Genomic DNA, 20988 nt, shown 5'->3' on the forward strand with positions numbered 1-20988 from the left:
TCACTCCCTGCCTTCTCCGCTGTCGCCGGTGCCGAGCAGTCGGCCGAGGTGATCGCCCACGACGTCGACGTGGGGTGGGTCGATCATCGAGAGGTGGTCACCGGGCACCCGCACGACCTCCAGGTCGTCGACGAACTCGTCCCAGCCGAGCGCGTCGTCCGTACGCAGGTAGCGGGGGTCGAGCGCGGTGGTGGTGCTTTCGGCCTCCTCGGCGCGGTAGAGCACCACGGGGCCTTCGTAGCGGCCGGGCTCGTAGCGCTCCGCGATCCTGGCGTCCACGTAGGAGGTGTACTGGTGCCGCAGCACCCCCTCCCCGATGCCGAGTTCCTCGTCCGCCAACGCCGTCATGACGCGCCGCATCTGCTCGTGCTCGTCGAACTCGGCCAGTTCCTCGGTCGAGACCGGGAGCGGAACCCCGTAGGTGTGCTCGATGTGCTCGACGAACCGGCGGAAACGCCCGGTGACCAGTTCCCCCTCGGAGAGCTCCGGGGCGGGCAGCGGCAGGATGGAGTCGATGAGCACCACCGCTTCCACCTCGGCTCCCCGGTCGGCCAGCTGCCGTGCCGTCTCGAACGCCAGGCACCCGCCGAAGGACCAGCCTCCCAGGCGGTAGGGCCCCTCAGGTTGGATCTCACGGATCAGACTCGTGTAGTGGGCGGCCTTCTCCGGAACGGTGTCGTACTGGTCCAGCCGCTCCATGCCGTAGCAGGGCTGCTCCTCGCCGAGCCGCTCGACCAGGGGTTGGTACACGCTGGTGGGTCCACCCGCCGGGTGAAACAGGAACAACGGGGTGGCACTCCCACCTGCGCGGAGCGTGCGGACGGGCCCCTCGGAGGTCTCGAACGGCTCACGGACGAGGTCCGCCATCCGTTCGATCGTGGGTCGCTCGAACAGTCCGGGGATCTCGGTGCCGAGTCGTTCCCGGACGGCCGAGGCGACCTTCTCCGCCAGGACCTCGTCACCGCCCAGCCGGTAGAAGTCCCACTCGACCCCCACGTGCTCCAGTCCCAGCACTTCACGCCACAGGTGTGCCAGCCAGCGTTCGGTGGCGTCCCTCGGTCCGACCTCGCGCCGGGGCGGTGTCTCGGCGGAAGGCGTGGACGGTGGAGCGCCGTCGATTCCGAGAGCGGTGAGCAGTCGCGCCGCCAGCTCGCTCGTGCTGCACCCGCGCAGCAGCACGGCCGGGGCGACGCTGGTGCCGAACTCGCGCTCCACCGCGTTGCGCGCCCGCATGGCCATCAGCGAGTCGAGCCCGAACGAGGTGAGCGGACGTTCGGGGTCCACCTCGTCCGCCGCCGTGCCGATGATCTCCCCGAGCAGCTGTGACAGAGTCGAGGTCACCGTGCGCAGCGCCTCCTCCGGTTCGAGCTCGCGCAGCCGTTCCGGATCCACCCCCTCCGCCGGAGCGGACCGCTCTCCCACCACGTGCCGGAAGAACGGGCGCGCGGTCAGCTCCGGAAACATCCGGCCCGCCTGGTGCGCGTCGAGCCAGGCGATTCCCGTCACCGGTTCGTCCGCCCCCAGCACCGCCTCGAACGCCTCGGTCCCGGTTTCGGTGGACAACGGCCGCAGCACACCGGTGAACGTCTCGCTGGCCGCCCCCGCCTCGCCCCACACTCCCCACTGCACACTGGTCCCCGGCAGGCCCAGTTCACGACGCCACCGCACCAGGTCGTCCAGCGCCGCGTTGGCGGTGGCGTAGGCGGCCTGCCCCGGCGACCCGAGCAGCGCCGCGGCCGAGGAGAAGGCGACCCACCAGTCCGGGGCGAATCGCAGAGTGGCCTCGTGCAGCCGCAGGCCGCCCCGGACCTTGGCGTGCCAGACCCGTTCCACGGCCTCCTCGGTCGTCCCGGTGAAGGGACCGTCCTCCAGCGCCCCCGCCGCGTGCAGCACGCCCCCAAGCTCGGTTCCACCCGAGGTGGCGGCGTTCACCAGCCGTTCGGCCGTTCCCCGCTTCCCGATGTCGCCGGTCACCACGAGCACCTCGGTCCCGGACCGGCGGAGCCGTTCGATGTCGTCCTCGACGGCCCCGGAGGGATCACTCCTGCCGTTGAGCACCACGCGCGCGGCGCCTCGTTCGGCCAGCCACCTGGCGAAGGTGTAGCCGAGTCCGCCCAGCCCACCGGTGATGACGTAGGCCTCCGGGCGCACCGCGGTGGTGGTCTCCGCCCGTTCCAGCGGGACCCGGCGCAGTCTGGCCACTCGGCGACGTGGCCCGTCCCGGTGAACATCGTCTTCGGGGGTGTCGGCGCACAACTCGTCGGCCAACGAGTCCGCATCCGCCCCCTCCAGCAGCGAGACGCGTGCACAGGGATGTTCGAACGTCAGTACCCGGACCAGCGCCCGCAGTTCAGCACCGGCGGGCGAAGGGCTGACCAACCACAACCTGGCGGGAGGACCGTCGTGCTCGGCCAGCACGCGCAGCAACCCGGCCAGTCGCGGCAGCCGCCGCCGGGCCGCCGCGAACCGTTCGTCGAGGCTCTCCGACGCCCTTTCGACGGCGACCACCACCCCGGCGGGAGCGGTGGCTTCGCGCAGGAACCGCTCCAGCTCGTCGAACCGCTCCGGCAGCCCGCCGTCCTCGCCCAGCGCGGCGCGGACGACTCGCCGTCCACGACCTCGCAGCCGTTCGGCCAGCTCGGCGGACTCGCCGAACAGCAACCAGTCACCGTCCCCCCGGGGCGCGTCCGGTACGGAGGAGTCCTCCCAGCAGAGCCGCAGCCCCGCTCCGGACGAGTCGCGCGGTACCGGAGTGGCGCCCATGCGACGGGCTCTGACCAGGCCGATCCGCAGCACCGCACGGTCGTGCTCGTCGGTGACCAACAACGATCCGGTCACCTCCGGCCCGGTCGAAGTCGTGGCCAGCGCACCGTGGCAACGAACCCGGGAGGGTACCCGGCGGAACAGCCGCACTTCCCGCAACTCCACGGGCACGAAGAGCTCGACCCCCGCGGGTCCGTTCGTCCCGATCGCCGCGGCGACCAGGGTCTGCAGGCAGCCGTCGGTGAGCACCGGATGCGCGAGGAACTCCAGCGCGCTGCCCGCCTCGGCGGGCAACGCGAGTTCCGCCACCGCCGTGCCCTCCCCCGCACTCACCCGCCGCACGGGACGGAAGGCCGGACCGTACTCCTGCCCGGCCGCGCGCAGCGCGGGGTACAACCGCACTGGTTCGGTCCCGTCCCGACCGGACTCACCCCCCCGGACGAGCTCTTCGTACGCGGGTTCGTCGGAGGGGACGAGCGCCACCTCGGCGACGGCGTGGCGGTGCCAACCGCCCGTGGTGGACCGGCTGTGCAGCTCGACGGTCGCCCCGGATTCATGGGGCGTCGCCACCGTGGTGACCGTCAGCTCCGGGGCGAGCACGAGCATGTCCCGCAGTTCGAGCCCGCCGACCGCCAGGCGGTCCGGCTCGACGCACAACGCCCGGCCCGCGGCGGCCAGCGCCATCTCCAGACAGGCGGTACCGGCCAGGACCGGTGTGTCGTGCACCCGGTGGTCACCCAGCCAGGGAAGCGAGTTCGTCCCGATCTCGCCCTGCCAGGCGTGCCGCCCGTCCGGCAGTTCCACGTGGTGCCCCAGCAGCCTGTGCTCCCCCGACGCCGAACTCGTCCTGTCCACGGGGATCCAGTACCGCTCGTGCTGCCAGGCCGGCAGCGGCAGCTCGGCGATCTCGCCCGTCGGGTACCCGAGCGGTTCGGGGATCCGTCCGTTGACGTACAGCCGGGCGAGGTTCTCGCGGAAGGTGGCCGTCTCGTCGCTGTCCCGCCGGGAGGTGAACACCAGTACCGGTTCCAGCGCCCCGGCGTCGAGGACCGACTCCTCGATCCCGCCCGTGACTATCGGGTGCGGGGACACCTCGACGAAGGTGTCGAATCCGTCGGCCACCGCCGCTCGCACTGCCCGGTCCAGCAGCACCGGGCGGCGCAGGTTCCGCGCCCAGTAGTCGGCGTCGAACGTCGGGCCGTGCGTCGGGTCCCGCTCGACCGTGCTGTACACGGTGGTTCGCGGAACGGCGGGCGCGAGGTCGGCGAGCTCGGCACGCAACCTGTCCAGCAGTGGATCGACGGCGGCGGTGTGCCCCGCCCCGGAGACGTCGAGCACCCGGGCCACGCGGTCGTGGCGTCGGAAGTGCCCGGCCATCAGCTCGACCTCGTCGGCCGGACCGGCCACCGTGCACCGCCGGGAGGAGGTGTGCACGGCCACCACCACGCCGGGGAACCAGTCGGACAGTTCGTCGATCTCCTCCGGCGAGCCCTCCAGCACCGCCATCGCTCCCCCGCCGGAGGACTCCATCTCGGACAGCAGCCCGGTGCGGGTCGCCATGACCCGCAACCCGGTCCCGTGGTCCAGGGCTCCGGCGACCACGGCGGCGGCCACTTCACCCATGGAGTGCCCGATGACGGCTCCCGGGCTCGCTCCCCGGGAACGCCACAGCTCCGCGAGCGCGAGCTGGGTACCGAACAGTCCGAGCTGGGTCCGGTACAGCCCGTGCAGCTCCTCGCCCGCCGCCAGCGTCTCGTACAGCGAGAATCCGGCCACGGCGCGGAACTCGGTGTCGTTCCGCCGCAGCGACTCCGCGAAGGCGGGTTCGTCGCGCAGCAGTTCGCGGCACATCCCCGGCCACTGCGAGCCGTAGCCGGAGAACACCCACACCGGGCCGCTGTCTCCCCCCACGTGACCACGCACCACTCCGGAGGCGGTGTCCCCGGTGGCGAGCGCGTCCAGCCCCTCCGCGAGGTGCGCGCGGTCCCGCCCCACCACCGCACCGCGTCGCCACCGCCGGCCGCGGTGACGCAGCAGAGTGTGGGCGATGTCGGTGAGGGGCGTGTCGTCCTGCCCCGGGTCCCGCAGCCGTTCGGCCAGCCGTGCCGCCGTCTGCCGCAGCCGGGATTCCGTGTCGCCGGACAGGAACAGCGTGTGCGGCCCGGTGTCCTCCGCCGCACCGTCGGGTGCTTCCGGCCAGGACTCCAGAACCACGTGCGCGTTGGTCCCCCCGAAGCCGAAACCGGACACCCCCGCACGGGCGACGCCGGAGTACTCCGGCCAGCCACGGGGCGAATCCACCACCCGGAGCCTCTCCCGCTCGAAGGAGATGTGGGGATTGGGGGTGCGGTAGTGCGGTGTGGCTGGCAGCCGACCGTGCCGCATCGCCAGCACGACCTTGATGATTCCGGCGATGCCCGCCGCGGCCTCCAGATGCCCCAGGTTGGACTTGACCGAACCGAGCAGCAGTGGCCGGTCGGACGTGCGCCCGCCCCCCAACACGGTTCCCAGGGCGGACGCCTCGATGGGATCTCCCAGCAGGGTTCCCGTCCCGTGGGCCTCCACGTAGTCCACCACTCCCGGGTCGAGCTCGGCGGCGGCGTAGGCCGAACGCAGCAGCTCCACCTGGGCGGAAGGGTTCGGTGCCATCAGCCCGTTGGAACGACCGTCCGAGTTGACCGCTGAGCCGCGGATGACCGCGTGCACCCGGTCGCCGTCCCGGTTGGCCTCGGACAGCGGCTTGAGCACGACGACGCCGCACCCCTCGCCCCGGACTATGCCGTCGGCGGCCGCGTCGAAGGGTTTGCACCGCCCGTCGGCCGCGAGCGCGCCGGCGCTGTGGAAGTTGGCCGTGACCGCCGGGGACAGCAGGAGGTTGACCCCGCCTGCCAGGGCGGTGCGACTCTCCCCCGAGCGCAGGCTCGCGCACGCCTGGTGCAGCGCGACCAGCGAGGAGGAGCACGCGGTGTCCACGGCCATGCTCGGCCCGCGCAGGTCCAGCAGATACGACAGGCGGTTGGCGATCACGCTCATGGCACCGCCCGTACCGGTCCACGCGTCGACCGAACCGAGGTCCCTGGTGGTCAGATGGCTGTACTCCGTCGAGGAAGCACCGACGAAGACGCCGGTGTCCGAACCGCGCAACCGTTCGGGCACCACCCCCGCGTGCTCCAGCGCTTCCCAGCTCACTTCGAGCAGCAGCCGCTGCTGCGGGTCCATGACCTCGGCCTCGCGCGGGGAGATCTCGAAGAACTCCGCGTCGAAGGCGGCGACATCGTCCAGGTACCCGCCGGAGGTGGGAAGCTCGTCCAACACGATCCCCTGCCCGGGGGCGAAGTCCCGCCAGCGCTCCGGAGGGACCGTTCCGATGGCGTCGGTGCCGGAACACAACAGCTCCCAGAAGCGTTCCGGGCCGGTCGCTCCCGGGAATCGGCAGCCGAGGCCGATGACGGCGATCGGTTCACCGGGGTCGGGGCCGGGCGCGGTGGAGGTGCTGGACCCGGTTCCGGTGAGCGCCTCGGTCAACCGCTCGATCGTCGGGAACTCCCACAGCAGCGTGGTGGGAAGCGACCTGCCCAGCAGGGTTTCCAGTTCACCGGACAACTCCACGACGTCGCGAGAGGAGAGTCCGAACTCGTCGAACGGTCTGTCGGTTTCGACGTGCGTGGGATTCAGGCCGGCGCGTTCGGCGATGCGGTGTATCAGCCACTCGCCGAGCTCCGAGTGCTCAGTCATGTGTGTTCTCCGGTCCCAACTCGCCGTCCAGGTAGTACTGCCTGCAGGCGGAGCGCGCCACCTTGCCGCTCGAGGTCCTTGGAACGGTGTCCGGTTCGAGCAGCAACACCTCGTGCACCCGCACGCCGTGCGCGGCGGCGATCTCGCCGCGCAGGGCAGCGCTGATTTCCGGGGAATCCCGTTGTTCGGGCGGCAGCGAGCGAGAGTACTCGGCGGCCACCACCACTCGTTCGGTCTCGTCGACGGTGACGGCGAACACCGCCGTGTGGTGTTTGCGCACCGCTGGATGCAGCTCCACCGTCTGTTCGAGGTCCTGCGGGTAGTGGTTCCGACCGTCGAGGACGATCAGGTCCTTGATCCTTCCCGTCACGAACAGTTCGTCGTCGTAGCGCACGCCGAGGTCCCCGGTGCGCAGCCACCCCGTTTCCGGCAGTTCCCCGGAACCGCGCAGTCTGGCCCGGAAGGCCTCGGCCTCCTCCGAGCCTGTCCGGTTCCAGTAGCCCTGGCCGGTGTTGGGGCCGTGCACCCAGATCTCCCCCACGGTCGTGTCGGGGAGTCTGTGGTGCGACTCGGGGTCGACTATCGCTACCCGCTGCCCGAGCGGCCGACCGCAGGAGACCAGCGTGCTCGACATGGCGTTTCCCGCCGCGGCCACCGCGATGCCCTTCCCGAGGGAGTCCCGGTCGAACCGAACGCCGCGAGGCGGGGAACCGGCCGGGGTGGTGGAAACGAACACCGTCGCCTCCGCGAGCCCGAACGAGGAGCGGTGCGCCTCCGGACGCAGACCACAGGGTTCGAAGGCCCGGTTGAACCGCTCCACCGTCGACGGCAGCACCGGCTCGCTGCCGTTGATCATCGAGATCACTCGGTCCAACCTCGTGCGGGCCTTCTCGCGCTCGGTCACCCTGGCCGCGGTGTAGTCGAAGGCGAAGTTGGGGGCGGCCGTGATGCAGCGCGGGTTCGCCGAGAGCTGGTGCAACCAGCGCACCGGCCGCCGCAGGAACGCGGTGGGATCCATGAGCACGGACCTGATTCCGCCCACCACGGGCGCCGCCACGGAGAGCACCAGCCCCATGTCGTGGAACAACGGCAACCAGCTGACGGTGGCGCCGCCCTCGACGCGGTCACCGAAGTAGGCGGACAGGGCTTGCCGAGCGTTGGCGACCACATTGGCGTGGGTGATCCGCACGCCGGCTGGTACCCGGGTGGAACCGGAAGTGTACTGCAGGTAGGCGACGTCGTCAGCCGACACCGGGGCGGGAAGTCGCTCGGGGAGCCAGTCCCGCTGAGAGGCGTCGACCGCCAGGCATTCGGGTGGTGCACCGCCGCCACGCCGCCCGGTCACCTCGCGGACTCGGTCGAGCACCTCCTCGGTGGTGAGCACACCCGCCGGTTCGCAGTCGTCGAGCACGGCTTCGAGCCTGCCCCGCTGACCGGGCATGTCGGGCTGGAACAGCGGGACGGCTATCGCCCCGGCCCGGATGGCTCCCAGGAAACCGACCACGTAGTCGATCCCCTGCGGAGCGAGGATCGCCACCCGCTCCCCCGGTCCGCAGTGGTGTGCGGTCCAGGACGCCACCGCACGGACCCGACGGTGCAGTTCGGCGACGGTCAGCGACCTGGCCAGGCCGTCCCCGCTCGCCTCGTAGTCGACGAAGGTGATCGCGGTGGCGTCCGGTCGCTCCCTCGCGGAGCGATCCAGGCACTCGGTCAGGCTCTGCCCACCGCTCTGCGACGCGAACTCCGCGGTCGTTGATTCCATAAGACCTTCCCACGCTGCGGAGGAACTCGACCCCGAAAGCGAACAACACGAAAAACCGAGAATTCCGAATCCCAAGACGGACGGAATTTTTCACTCCGCGCGTCCGATGTGTCAAGACGACCGCGAATCAAGGAATTCAGCGAGGACACAACGCGCATTCGGATGCGTACGACCGAGGATCTTGTTGTCACGCGAATGACAACTCCAACGGAATCCCGACCAACGGTGAAATCAGGGGCTTTCGAGAGGGGACGGACGGAACCGGACCGCTCCCGAGAGTGACCCGCCGGGTGGAGCGAACCGATCCCGAACGGCTCGGCCACACTTCGCCGGCCCCACCGCCCAGCGGTCGATCGCCCCACGCGGACGTCCCGAGAAGTGATCCGCGCGGACGACGAACTCGCCCCGCCGGGGGAGCGAGCACAAGACTTCACCGGCCGGTTCCACCCAGGAGCCCAGCTCGTCCCCGGCCGCCGGGAGACCATCGGCCTCCGGAGAAACCGGACAACCGAACGGAAAAGGAACCGAGTTGCCGAACTCCGCGGCAGCTTCCTTCGAAAAGCTAAACAACCCTACGAGCGTGCGAGCCCCGACACTTTTTCGCGATCGCGGAGCGGCGCCGCCACCAGAAAACCAGATTCCACCAGAAAGCCGTGCTGCCGTTCGGGGAGGAATTCCTCGAACGCCCGACGGGCGAGCGGAGCAGCGATCACGGTGAGGTGTTTCGCCCACCGGGGCCGCCGGGATCACTCTCCCCCGTTCGGCGGCACCGGTCCCGCGAAGTCGGCCCGCCGGACCCGGAACACCTGCAACAGCAGGCCGTAGTACTTGGTGGTCTCCCCGACCCACTCCATGCCGAGCTTGCGCGCGGTGGCGACCGCACGCGCGTTGGAGGAGCGCGCGACCGCGAAGATCTCGTCGACGTCCTGGGTGAACGCCCAGCCGAGCAGGGCGCGCGCCCCTTCGGTGGCGTAGCCCTTCCCCCACTCGTGTTGGCTCACCTGCCAGCGAATCTCGATGTCCTCCTCGTAAGGGGGCAGCAGGCGCAGTGCGAGCCCCCCGACGAGCACGTTGTCCGAGCGCCGCACCATCGCCCACCGACCGGTCGGCGGAGCCAGGTTGGGAGCGGACTCCACCCACGCCTCCAGCACCGACCGCATCGCGTTCGGATCGGTCACTCGCTGCATCATGGGGGCCAACCACATGGCGACCTCGGGGTTGCCGTAGATGCGGAAGGCCGCCTCGGCGTCGTCGACGCTCCAGTCACGTATCAGCAGCCGCTCGGTGGTCAACGAGAGTGGCGCCATAGGGCCACGTTACCCCCTCACGTCCTGGTCGGCCGGTTCGCACGGCGTGGCGGGGCCCAGTGCGCACCGGCACGCTTCCCACGCGGCCGTGTTTCGGGAGCGCCGCGAGCCGGCCGGGGAATCCTCCGCCCCGTCCCCGCTCCCTCACCCGACCACGTGTCCGGTCCACGCGTGGAACGCCCGCGCCCGCCTTCGAGAAACTCCAATAGAATCGCCGCCGACGACACGCCTCAACCACGCGAAGGATTCCGGGTGACTTCAACCGCGAGAACGGAGCCCACGACCGACGCCGACCTTCCACGCGAGCGGATTCCACCGAGACTGCTCGATGCCGCCCGCTCCGCGACGGGCTTCATGCCCGAGGACGAGGGTCTGGCGCTGTTCGACGCGGCCGTGGAGCACCTGGCCGACGGAGTGGCCGTGGAGATCGGCACCTACTGCGGCAAGTCGGCGATCTACCTGGGAGCCGCTGCCGCCGCGACGGGGGGCGTGGTGGTGACGGTGGACCACCACCGCGGCTCCGAGGAGCACCAGCCGGGCTGGGAGTACCACGACCCTGAACTCGTGGACCCGAACGACGACCGGCTGGACACCCTGGGGCGTTTCCGCAGGACCATCGCCGACGCGGGGCTGGAGAACCGGGTCATGGCGGTAGTGGGGGACTCGACGACGCTCGCCTCGATCTGGCGTACCCCGGTGGCGTTGCTGTTCATCGACGGCGGGCACACCGACGAAGCGGCCGGAGCCGACTTCGAGGGCTGGGCCCACTGGGTGCGGCACGGCGGGGTGCTGGTGCTGCACGACGTCTTCCCCGATCCCGCCGACGGCGGGCAGGCACCGTACCGGGTCTACCGCCGGGCCATCGACAGCGGCGAGTTCCGCGAGCTGTCGGTCACCGGCTCGCTACGGGTGTTGCGGCGCGTCGGTGGTGACGTCGGCCTCGACTAGACAACCGCACTCGGTGCCCTCCTCACCAAGCAGCCCGCGCGGCAGTCGTTCCCCCCGGAACACGCCGCTGCCCGGTGTGGTCCGGGAGAGCGCGTCGGCCGCCAGCACCACGGCGGCCGCGGTCCAGGTGGTGTGTTCCACGGGCCAGTTCTTGCCATCGGGGTAGACGAAACCGGTCCAGTAGGAACCGTCGGTATCACGCAGGTGCTGCACGTCCCGCAGCAGCCGCACGGCGTCGGCGTGCCACCCGACCGCGTCCAGGCTCAGCACGAGTTCGCACGTCTCAGCGCCCGTGACCCACGGGTGGTCCACCACGCAGCGCGCTCCGAGTCCGTGGACGACGAACTCGGGCCACCGGGCGCGCAAACGCTCGCGGGCGGCCTCCCCCTGGAGGGCTCCCCCGAGGACGGGGTAGTACCAGTCCATGGAGTAGCGGTCCTTGAGCGTGAAGGCCTCCGGGTGCGCACGGAGCACGTGCCCGAGCCTCCCCAGCGCCATCTCCCAGCTCGGCTGAGGGGAGCCCACCTCCTCGGCCAGCGCCAGCGCGCAGCGCAGGCTGTGGTGGACGCTGGAACACCCGGTCAGCAGCGATTCCGGCAACGCGACCCCGTCGTCCCCACCGACTGCCCAGCGAATCTCGCCCCGGGCCACCTGGGCCGAGAGCACGAAGTCGATCCCGGCGCGCACGGTGGGCCACAGCCGCTCGGCGAAGTCCCTGTCCCCGGTGATCAGGAAATGGTGCCAGACCCCGACGGCGAGGTAGGCACAGAAGTTGGTGTCAGCCCCGTGGTCCTCGATCCATCCGTCCCGGAACCGCATCGGCCAGGAACCGTCGGCACGTTGGTTGCGGGCGGACCACTCGTAGGCACGTTCGGCCGCGGCGAGGCGTCCCCCCGCCGAAAGCGCCATGGCCGACTCCACGTGGTCCCAGGGATCGACGTGCCCGCCGGGGTACCAGGGGATCGCGCCGGAAGGTTCCTGGACTGCGAGCACGGAATCGACGGTGGCGGTCACCTCGGTCGCCGACAGCACCCCGTCGACCGCCGGGACCTCAGGCAACGGTCGCCCCTGGCTTGTAGAGGTAGGTGACGATGCTCTTGCCCAGCAACGGGTTGAGCGCCCGCTCCAGACTCCTGGTGATCCAGGGTGCCTTGAGCATGTCCCACACCAGCAGGCGGTGGTACAGCCGGGGCAGCGGATGGTCGGAGCGGTTAACCCCCACGGCGCACTTCAGCCACCAGTAGGGCGAGTGCAGGGCGTGGGCGTAGTGGTGGTGCACCGGCCGCAGCCCGGCGGCCCGCAACCTGCCGAACAGCTGCCGCCTGTCGTAGATCCGGACGTGGCCGCCCTCGACACGGTGGTACTCCTCGGAGAGCGCCCAGCAGATCCGCTCGGGGAACCGGCTGGGGACGGTGACCGACACCCGTCCGCCCGGTTTGAGGACCCGCACCAACTCATGCATCGCCTTGTCGTCCTCGGGAATGTGCTCCATCACCTCCGAGGCGATCACGTGGTCGAAGGACTCGTCCGGAAACGGCAGATCGAGCACGTCGCCCCGAACGGTGGTGGCCTCGGCGCCCTCCGGCACCTCCCCCGCCTGCTCCATGGCGGTGAACATGGCGGACACGTCGGCCAGCTCGGCTTCGTCGTGGTCGAAGGCCACCACGCGAAGCCCTCGCCGGTACAGCTCGAAGGCGTGGCGCCCCGCGCCACACCCCAGATCCAGCACCCGCTGACCGGCTCGTACCCCGAGCGTGTCGAAATCCACCGTCAGCAACGCTTCACCGCCCTTTCCTGCTTGCTTCGATCGCCTCGGCGTAGCAGTCGACCGTGGCCGCGGCCACCGAGGACCAGCTGTAGTGCGTGAGCACCCGCTGCCTGCCCGCCGCCCCCAGCGCGGCTCTGCGTTCGGGGGCGTCGAACAGCGCTCCCAGCCCGGCGGCGAGTGCTTCGGCGTCACCGGGCGGCACGAGTTCGGCGGTGGTGCCGTCGGCCCCCACCACTTCGGGAATGGCGCCCGCCCTGCTGGCCACCAGTGGTGTACCGCAGGCCATGGCCTCCACGGTCGGCAGCGAGAAGCCCTCGTACAGCGAGGGGACGCAGGCGATCTCGGCGGAGCCGAACAGCTCGGCCAGTCGCTCGTCGGTGAGCCCGCTGACGGTACGGACCACGTCCCCGATGGCCAGTTCCTCGATCAGCCGTTCGGTGGGGCCACCCGGGGTAGGCCTGGCGACCAGCACCAGTTCCACGGCTCGTTCGGTACGCAGTTTGGCCACCGCCTCCAGCAGGGTGCCTATCCCCTTCATCGGGGTGTCGGCGCTGGCCATGGCCACGATCCGGCCCGGTACCCTGGGTCGAGTGGGAGGCCGGAAGACCTCGGGGTCCACCCCCAACGGAACGATCCGCAGGTTTCGACGGTCGACGGCGAAGTCGCGCACGATGTCATCGGCCGAGGACTCGGAGACCGTCAGCACGCGTGGTATCCGCCGAGCCACTCGCCGCTGCATCCGCAGGAACCCGTACCAGCGGCGGACACCGAGCTTGCGCCACCCCCGGGCGGCGGCCAGCTCCACGCGGCGGTCGTGGGTGATGGGGTGGTGCACGGTGGACACCAGTGGAATTCCGGCCCGGCGCAGCCCGAGCAGGCCGTAACCGAGGGACTGGTTGTCGTGCACGACGTCGAACTCGTCGGCCCGGGCGCGCAGTATCCGCGCGGCACGCAGACTGAACGTGAGCGGTTCGGGAAACCCCGCCGACCACATGATCCCCAGTTCGGCAAGGTCGAGCGGACCGCGCAGTTCCCGGGGGTGCGGGGTGCGGAACGGGTCCGGCTCGCGGTAGAGATCGAGGCTGGGAACGCGGGTCAATCGCACTCCCTCGTCCAGCTCCGGGTAGGGCTGCCCCGAGAAGACCTCGACCTCGTGGCCCAGTTCGGCGAGCCCGCTGCTGAGACGGCGCACGTAGATCCCCTGTCCACCGCTGTGCGGCTTGCTTCGGTAGGACAGCAGCGCAATTCGCACGACTCACCTCACGCTATTCGGAGCAGCGCGGAACGAACGGGCCGAACATGGTTCGGTTCCGGCTCCGCGCAAGCTTACCCGGTGGTAACTCGAACCGGTCACCCTCCTCGGCGCAACGCCGGAAGCAAAACCGAAACTGCTGTGTACAGCATATTGGAGAGACGGTCAGGAGTCTCCGAACACGAACGCGGGGGCGCCCACCCTCGGGTGGGCGCCCCCGCGTCACCGGCCGCCCGTCATCGGGCGCGGGGTGGACCTCACTGGGCGAGTTCGAGCAGATCGGACCCGCTGCCCTGGAACAGGTTCCTGTCCACCGGGCCGGTTATGCCGGGCACGGTCCCCTTGTTGGTGTACTGCCAGAACGAGTAGGCGTTCCAACCGCCGAACACGCTCGGCTGGGGGACCCCGTAGGAAGCCAGCCAGAGCGGGTGCTCGGAGAACGCCTGCGAACCCGCCATGCAGTTGCTCCAGAACGAGGGGCTGGCGTAGACGATGGCCTCGTCCCCTGTCTTGGACTTGACACGATCCAGGAAGCTCTGCGTCCAGGCGTGCATCTGCCCCGAGGTCTTGCCGTAGCAACCACCGGTGTTGGGCGAGACCTCCAGGTCCAGCACCGGAGGCAGGGTGCGCCCGTCGTTGGTGTTCCCCATGGTGTTCAGCAGCCGGTCCGCCTGTGCGACAGCGGAGCCGGTCGGCCTGCCGAAGTGGTAGGCGCCGGCGAGCATGCCCGCGTTCTTGGCACCGTTGAACTGCTGCTGAAACATCGGATTGGTGAAGTTCCCACCGTCGGTGGCCAGCACGAAGGCGTAGTGCTCACCCGAGGCGGCCACCCGGTTCCAGTCGATGGGGCCGTTGTGATTGGAGACGTCGATGCCGTGCGCGTTCGGCGGTATGTCGACCTCGGGCTTCGACGAGGAGCTCCGCTGACCCGGGGCGTTCCCGGACTCGAGGGACGCGCCCGGCGCCCGGCCCTGTTCGTCACCGGGCGAGGAGTCCCGCCCTGTTCCACCCTGCCCGGACTGCGCCTGGTCGGGGGAACGCAGCTCGACGGTGTGGGCGGCGGGGGTCGTCCGCTCGCCGGTGTCGGGACCGGCAGTACCGACGATGATCGCCAGCACACCGAACGCGGCGACAGCCGCGGTCAGCTGCACCGAACGACTGCGCACCGAAGCACGGTGCCGAGCTGAGCTCTCCGGCAGCTTCGCGCGCAGTTCGGCCATCCGGGGTTCGAGCTCGGCGCGGATCCGCCGCGCCGTGGGGGCGAGGCGCCGTCGGACGCGTTCGACCACCGGTGAGAGCCGCTGCCACACGCGCCGCACAGCCGGATCGATTCGGCGCTTCGCGCTCTCGATGGCGGGAATCAGCCGCTCGTGCGCGCGCCGCGCGTAGGGGGCCGCCCGACGCACCACGCGTTCGGCCAACGCGGTCAGCGTGGCCAGTACCCGCCGCAACCACCGAACGATCCGGTCGGTGGTTCGACGCGCGACTGGGCGCAGCCGGTCGGCGGTGTCACGCGCGAACCGCTCGGTTCCACGCGCGGCGCGCTGCCAACCAGTGGAAGCACCCGGTGCGTTCGGGGGGCGCTCCGGGTTCGCTCGACGCTCGGTGGCGTCTGCCGACTCGGAAGAGCCGACCGGTTCACGGGGGTCTTCTTCGGGGTTGTATTGGCCGGGGGTATTCACGAGTCCCCAGACTCCCAGCACTCAGCGTGCACGTAACCACCGGAAAACACGTACACGACTACCTAGATTGCCCCCGTAGGTAGTACCCGGCGAGCCGATACGTCACTCGCTGTATTCAATTGTGCCCGCCGCGTCGAAAACACGTCGCCACGGAACGGCGGCAACGAGGTCCGAACCACACCGCGACAAGCCTATCCCCCGCCGCCAGAGTTCCGAAGCGCCGGTGATCCATGTCGCACCGGCTGCCATCCTGGGGGTATGAGCAACGAGCGCAACGTCCTCGGCGAGCCCCTCGAAGAGTGCGGAACCGATCCCCTGACCGGCTTCTACCGTGACGGTTGCTGCGCGAGCGGACCGGAGGACACCGGAAACCACTCGGTGTGCGCGGTGGTCACCAAGGAGTTCCTGGAACAGCAACGCGAGTCGGGCAACGACCTCACGGCCGCGCTGCCCCAGTTCGGCTTCCCCGGCCTGCAGCCGGGCGACCGCTGGTGCGTCTGCGCCTCCCGTTGGCTGGAAGCGTACCGCGCCGGGGTGGCCCCTCCCGTCGTACTGGCGGCCACGCACGAACGCGCCGTCGAGGTCGTCGCGTTGGAGGTACTGCGCGAGCACGCCGTCGACGTCCCCGCGGACCCGAGCGCGTTGAGCTGAGTCCCACGCAAGCGGGAGGCCCGGGGAGGCCACGCCCACAACGGCCGTCGCGCACGGGCACTCGAAGGTCCCTCGACCTGGAAGGGAGCACCGAACGATGCGGGACCGATCACGCGGACTCGTCCTGGTCCGGCACGCCAAGTCGGATCGCACCGTCGCAGGTGCCGACCACGATCGACCGCTCGCCGCCCGTGGTCGGAACGAGGCCCCGTTGGCGGGTGAATGGCTGCGCGAGCACGAAAAGCCTGTCGACCTCGTTCGCTGCTCCACGGCGACGCGGGCACGGCAGACCGGAGAACTGCTGCTTCCGGAGCTCACGGGGCCCCCGAGGGTCGAACACGACCCTCGGCTCTACGGCGCTGGAGCCGGGGAGCTGCTCGAGGTGGTGCGCGACCTCCCCGCCGGGGACCACCTCGCGCTGCTGATCGCGCACAACCCCGGGCTGGAGGAACTGGTCGCACTGCTGAGCGGCACGGCCGTCGAGCTCAAGACATCGGGCATCGCCGTGCTGCGCGCCTCCGGCGAGTGGAGCGAGGCGAGCGGAGGCTGGGCCCGGCTGGAGACGCACGTGACACCGCGGCGATCGGAAACGTCCTGAGCCACCACCGCGCCCAGCGAAGCCGAGCCCTGCGTCCGGGGCCGCCGGTCATCGGGTCGGCGGGCGAGCCATCGCATCGAACGTCGTCCCACCGACGCGGTGGCCGTTCCGGGTCACCGCGAGAGGTGGTGGCGGGGCAGTTCCTCGACACGAGGACGGTATCGCCCCGTACCGGCCTCACCCAGGTGTGGAACGGTCGATCCGCGACGGTGTCCCGTCGGCGACACGCGCTCGCCGCTCCCTTCCGCACCCTCGCTGCACCGCGGCGTGCTCGCCCTGTCCCCGGTTCCGAGCACGAACCGGCGCACCAGGACCGTTCCGGCCGTTGAGCACGCGCCCCTCGAAACATCGACAGCTCCGAATCCGCCGGGGCGGGCTCACCGAACGCACCGGCGAGCACACCCCGGCATCCGAGCACGGCAGCCGAACACCGATCGCACCGCTGGTCGCACGTGCCCGGTGCCCGTTCCGGAAGTACCGCGAGCGGGCACCGCACACCGTGCGAGCCGAGTCATCACACCGGCTTTCCTCACGAGGGCCCGGCATCACCCCGTCGGGACAGCCCGGAAGGGCTGTTCCGCGGCGGGCGGGTACTGGACCGCTCAGCTCGTCCCGCCCTGCGTGCCGGAAACACCGGACAGCACCGTGTCCTCCTCGTCCGCCGGAGCATCCGAGTCCTGGGCGACCGCACGCTGCCTGGGCAGTTCCACCGGTTCGTCCCGGACTTCTTCCGAGGTGTCCTCCTCGGTTCCCACCAGGGCGTAGGCATCGGCCTGCTCGGACTCTGTCCCGTTCATCGAAGCGGCCAGGAACGGCTCCGCCTCGTTGAGCAGTTGCTGCCCCGCTCTGACCTGCTCGGCCATGTTGCGGCGCAGCGCCCGCATGGCCTCGACCTGCTCGTTGGCCCGCTTGGTCCGCCGTTCCGCCTCGGCCGCCGCCTCACTGATCCGACGCTCTGCCTCCTGCCTGCTGGCGCGGTCACGTTCGGCCAGTTCCCGCATGGCCTCCTGGCGACGTGCCGCCATCGAGATCTCGAAGTCGCGCTCGATCTCGTTGCGTCGCTGTTCGGCCTCCCGGTCCAGCCTGCGTCGGTGCTGCTCGGCCTCGTCGGCCATTCGCTCGATCTCACGACTGGTCTGTTCCAGGGCCTGCTGTCGCTGGTCCTGCGCCTGCTGACGCCACTCGTCGGCCTCGGCCACCAGGCTCTCGTACCTGGCACGCAGCTCGGAAGCGGCCTGCTCCGAACGCGACCACTCGTGCTCGGCGGTCGCGCGGGCCGAGGCGATGATCTCGGCGGCCTCGTCGTTGGCGAGTTGCACCATCCGACGTAACCGGTCCGAGAGCGCCGTTTCCTCGACCGGTGTACGGCAGACGTCGTCCAGTTGCCTGCGCAGCGAGTCGATCTCGGCACGCGCCTGTTCGAGCTGCGCGTTGAGATCCGAGACCTGACTGAGCGCGGAATCGCGGTCCTCGGTCAGCATCCGGACCTCGGCCTCGGTCTGCTGAATGTAGAACTGCACCTGTGAACGTCGGAATCCTCGCCACACGACATCGAAGTCCGACTTCAGCGGCACGAGCTCACGGCTGTCATTGTGCCCCACGGTCTCACCCCATCCCTGATCACTCAGTGGTTGCATGCGGTTGGAGCGAGCCACGCCCCCGACGCGGCAGTTTCCGTTGTACACCCGAAATGCGTCCCGCGATGTCCGCCGGTCGACTGAACCACGGACGGTTCACATCGCACTGTGCACACGGTGTCGAACGAATCGCTTCCGGACATTGTCCACACCAACGAGCGACACAATCAACGGCCGGGACGAAAAAACGAGTAACCCTCCGATGTCGTGTCGGACAATACGAGGCAACCGGATCAGTCGGAACAGTTGCCGTCGACGGCACGCCGGAAGATCATCTCGATCTCATCGCGATCGGGTAGCGGTTCGCGAACGACCCCCTGCCACAGCAGACCACAGAACACGGCCGCGAGCATCTTGCCCGACACCTCGTCGGTGTAGGCGGTGAAAAGGTCCCGCAACGCCGCGTCCCACTCGGTGCTGGCGGAACGCAGAGCCGGTCGGTGCAGCGCGGCGACGTAGAGTTCGTGCTCCACCACGGTACGTTTCCGCTCGGGGCCGAGATAGCGCAACACCAGGTCGGTCAGCAACGCGGGCAGATCGACACCGGAGTCCATTCCCTCCGCCCACTCGCGCAGCTCCGCGACGTTGTCCTGGGCCGCCTGGCGCAGCGCCATCGCGAGCAGGTCGTCCAGTGTGGCGAAGTGGTAGGTGGTGGAGCCGAGCGGAACGCCCGCGGCGGCGGCCACGGCACGATGGGTGACCTTCTCGATGCCACGTTCGGCGACAACGCTGATCGCCGCCCTGGCGATCCGTTCCCGCCGCCCCGGGTCCTTGCGCGAGCCGCCGTTCCTGCCCCGCCGCTCATCGGCCGCCGTGCGGAGCGACTCGGAGTCCGTCGTGGTCATCGCCTGTCGTGCGCCCTCCGTCGGTTCGATCACAGCCGGTGCCGCCGGAACACCTCGGCGGTTCCAACCCTTCGAGCGATCCACACCTTGCCACGAACCGCGGGGGAAGCGATGCGACCTACCTCACGAAATCCACTTATTGCCTGGTCATGACCCTGTCAAAGATGAACCGGCCCACCGGCGGAACAAGTATGTGTACATCTGTACACAAAAACTGCTAGAGTCTGGCCCCGGCAGTCGTCGAGACACGTGCCGCCCGGTCCGCCGGACGCACTACCACGAGAACGGTGACCGCACCGGACAATCGCACCACGACGAGAACTGCCCGCCGATCCCGGCGCGACGGACACGCGACGGTCGGGCCCCGCCCGATCCGATGACTCCGCCCGGCGTTCCCCCACGGGTCCCGGCGGCCGGGTGAAGCACGGTCCGGTGAACAAGTAAGCAGCCTCGACAGGGAAACTCACTATGTCGCAGACCCACGCCCCGCCGAACGAGTCGGTCAGCACACGAACAGGAGATCCGAAGGCCTCGGGAACCCTGTTCATCGATGGTGTGTGGCAGGCGGCCTCGGCCGGGGGAACCCGCGAGATCCGCTGCCCCGCCGACGGCTCCCCGGTCATCACGGTCTCGGAGGGGGATCGCACCGACACCGAGCGTGCGATCGCGGCGGCCAGGACCGCTTTCGACGAGGGAACGTGGTCGGCGACCTCACCCTGGGAACGCGGGGACCTGCTGCTTCGGGTGAGCGACATCCTGGTGCGCGACCGGGAGGAGTTCGCACGGGCCGAATCGCTGGACACCGGCAAGCGGCTGGTCGAAAGCGGTTACGACATGGACGACATCGCCGCGTGCTTCCGCTACTACGGCAAGATCGCCGGAACCGACGCCGGACACGTCGTCAACACCGGCTCCACCGAGGCCATCAGCAGGGTCGACTACGAACCCGTCGGCGTGTGCGGCCTGATCACTCCTTGGAACTTCCCGCTGCTGCAGGTGGCCTGGAAGGTCGCTCCCGCGCTCGCGGCGGGCAACACCTTCGTGCTCAAGCCGAGCGAACTGACCCCGAGCACCGCGATGCTGCTGATGCGCGCCCTCCGGGAGGCGGGAATGCCGGCGGGAGTGGGCAACCTGGTACTCGGCAGCGGTGCCGAGACCGGGGCGCCGCTGGCCGAGCACCCCGACGTCGACCTGGTCTCGTTCACCGGCGGCCTGCAGACCGGACGGATCATCGCCGCCTCGGCTGCCGCGACCGTGAAACGAGTCGCCCTCGAACTGGGCGGGAAGAACCCGAACGTCGTGTTCGCCGACGCGGACTTCGAGACCGCCGTGGACTACGCGTTGACCGCCATCTTCCTGCACTCCGGCCAGGTCTGCTCCGCGGGCGCCCGGCTGATCGTGCAGGACGAGATCCATGACGCCCTGGTCGACGAGATCGTGCGGCGCGCCGAACTGATCAAGCTCGGCGGCCCCTTCGACGAGACGGCCGAGACCGGACCGTTGATCTCGGCCGAGCACCGCGCCAAGGTCGAGGACTACGTGGCGCGTTCGACCGCGGAAGGGGCGGTGCTGCGCACCGGCGGAGCACGGCCGAAGGACACCGAGCTGGAGTCCGGTTACTTCTACCTTCCCACCGTGCTCGACGAGGTGCGGCAGGGTTCGACCGCCGTGACCGAGGAATCCTTCGGTCCGGTACTGACCGTGGAACGGTTCCACGACGAGAACGACGCCGTGCGCATCGCGAACGAGACGCACTACGGACTGGCCGGTGCGGTGTTCACCTCGGACGTGAGCAAGGCGCAGCGAGTGGCCGGGAAACTGCGGCACGGCACCGTGTGGATCAACGACTTCCACCCCTACCTGCCACAGGCCGAGTGGGGCGGTTTCAAGCAGTCCGGCATCGGGCGGGAGCTCGGCGGCGGCGGACTCCGGGAGTACCAGGAGGCCAAGCACGTCTACCAGAACCTCCGCCCCGGTCCGCAGTACTGGTTCGCCGGACCTGAATCGAACGCGTGAGGTCCGGCCAGGCCTCTGCCCCCG

Annotated in this window: 14 protein-coding genes; 4 read left to right on the forward strand and 10 right to left on the reverse strand. The window is 69.9% G+C overall.

Going from position 1 to position 20988, the window contains the following annotated elements; translation table 11 throughout:
• The 4 genes from BLQ75_RS20470 to BLQ75_RS20480 all read right to left on the reverse strand — a co-directional run bounded on the left by BLQ75_RS20470 (position 1) and on the right by BLQ75_RS20480 (position 9567).
• Positions 1-6498, reverse strand: coding sequence for a type I polyketide synthase (locus BLQ75_RS20470; RefSeq protein ID WP_092604307.1), 6498 nt, complete (start codon positions 6496-6498; stop codon positions 1-3).
• Positions 6491-8260, reverse strand: a complete 1770-nt coding sequence (locus tag BLQ75_RS20475) for a fatty acyl-AMP ligase (RefSeq protein ID WP_092604308.1) — start codon at positions 8258-8260, stop codon at positions 6491-6493. The genes BLQ75_RS20470 and BLQ75_RS20475 overlap by 8 nt, the downstream gene beginning before the upstream one ends.
• A 572-nt stretch (positions 8261-8832) precedes the next feature.
• Positions 8833-8973 carry a hypothetical protein gene (locus BLQ75_RS23640; protein WP_170837600.1) on the reverse strand — a complete coding sequence of 47 codons (141 nt, stop codon included), beginning with the start codon at positions 8971-8973 and terminating at the stop codon, positions 8833-8835.
• Between the two features lie 33 nt (positions 8974-9006).
• Positions 9007-9567, reverse strand: a complete 561-nt coding sequence (locus BLQ75_RS20480) for a GNAT family N-acetyltransferase (protein WP_092604309.1) — start codon at positions 9565-9567, stop codon at positions 9007-9009.
• A gap of 354 nt (positions 9568-9921) precedes the next feature.
• Here BLQ75_RS20480 and BLQ75_RS20485 point away from each other — a divergent pair, with 354 nt between their 5' ends.
• Complete coding sequence (locus tag BLQ75_RS20485; protein WP_092604348.1) at positions 9922-10515, forward strand: class I SAM-dependent methyltransferase; 594 nt, start codon at positions 9922-9924, stop codon at positions 10513-10515.
• On the opposite strand, the gene BLQ75_RS20490 is transcribed toward BLQ75_RS20485, so the two are convergent.
• The 4 genes from BLQ75_RS20490 to BLQ75_RS20505 all read right to left on the reverse strand — a co-directional run bounded on the left by BLQ75_RS20490 (position 10471) and on the right by BLQ75_RS20505 (position 14986).
• A complete protein-coding gene (locus BLQ75_RS20490; RefSeq protein ID WP_092604310.1) occupies positions 10471-11574 on the reverse strand; it encodes a glucosidase family protein in 1104 nt (367 codons plus the stop codon). The genes BLQ75_RS20485 and BLQ75_RS20490 overlap by 45 nt on opposite strands.
• On the reverse strand, positions 11567-12292 hold the full coding sequence (locus BLQ75_RS20495; protein WP_092604311.1) for a class I SAM-dependent methyltransferase: 726 nt from the start codon (positions 12290-12292) through the stop codon (positions 11567-11569). Before BLQ75_RS20495 ends, BLQ75_RS20490 begins: the two co-directional genes overlap by 8 nt.
• Positions 12293-12296: 4 nt before the next feature.
• Complete coding sequence (locus BLQ75_RS20500; RefSeq protein ID WP_092604312.1) at positions 12297-13535, reverse strand: glycosyltransferase family 4 protein; 1239 nt, start codon at positions 13533-13535, stop codon at positions 12297-12299.
• Positions 13536-13792: 257 nt separating this feature from the next.
• A complete protein-coding gene (locus BLQ75_RS20505) occupies positions 13793-14986 on the reverse strand; it encodes a GH25 family lysozyme (RefSeq protein WP_244515797.1) in 1194 nt (397 codons plus the stop codon).
• Positions 14987-15475: 489 nt separating this feature from the next.
• Between BLQ75_RS20505 and BLQ75_RS20510 the strand changes: the two genes are divergently transcribed.
• Together BLQ75_RS20510 and BLQ75_RS20515 are read left to right on the forward strand one after the other, a co-directional pair.
• Positions 15476-15868: a DUF2237 family protein gene (locus BLQ75_RS20510; RefSeq protein ID WP_043571790.1), complete on the forward strand. Its 393-nt coding sequence runs from the start codon at positions 15476-15478 to the stop codon at positions 15866-15868.
• 97 nt (positions 15869-15965) lie between these two features.
• A complete protein-coding gene (locus tag BLQ75_RS20515; protein WP_092604313.1) occupies positions 15966-16466 on the forward strand; it encodes a SixA phosphatase family protein in 501 nt (166 codons plus the stop codon).
• 602 nt (positions 16467-17068) lie between these two features.
• On the opposite strand, the gene BLQ75_RS20520 is transcribed toward BLQ75_RS20515, so the two are convergent.
• Together BLQ75_RS20520 and BLQ75_RS20525 are read right to left on the reverse strand one after the other, a co-directional pair.
• Positions 17069-18103 carry a coiled-coil domain-containing protein gene (locus tag BLQ75_RS20520; protein WP_244515798.1) on the reverse strand — a complete coding sequence of 345 codons (1035 nt, stop codon included), beginning with the start codon at positions 18101-18103 and terminating at the stop codon, positions 17069-17071.
• A gap of 233 nt (positions 18104-18336) precedes the next feature.
• Positions 18337-18948, reverse strand: coding sequence for a TetR/AcrR family transcriptional regulator (locus BLQ75_RS20525; protein WP_092604351.1), 612 nt, complete (start codon positions 18946-18948; stop codon positions 18337-18339).
• Between the two features lie 468 nt (positions 18949-19416).
• Between BLQ75_RS20525 and BLQ75_RS20530 the strand changes: the two genes are divergently transcribed.
• Positions 19417-20964, forward strand: coding sequence for an aldehyde dehydrogenase family protein (locus BLQ75_RS20530; RefSeq protein WP_092604314.1), 1548 nt, complete (start codon positions 19417-19419; stop codon positions 20962-20964).
• The last annotated feature ends 24 nt before the right edge of the window (positions 20965-20988 follow it).

The organism is Actinopolyspora xinjiangensis (assembly GCF_900104475.1).
Taxonomy (GTDB): Bacteria; Actinomycetota; Actinomycetes; order Mycobacteriales; family Pseudonocardiaceae; genus Actinopolyspora; species Actinopolyspora xinjiangensis.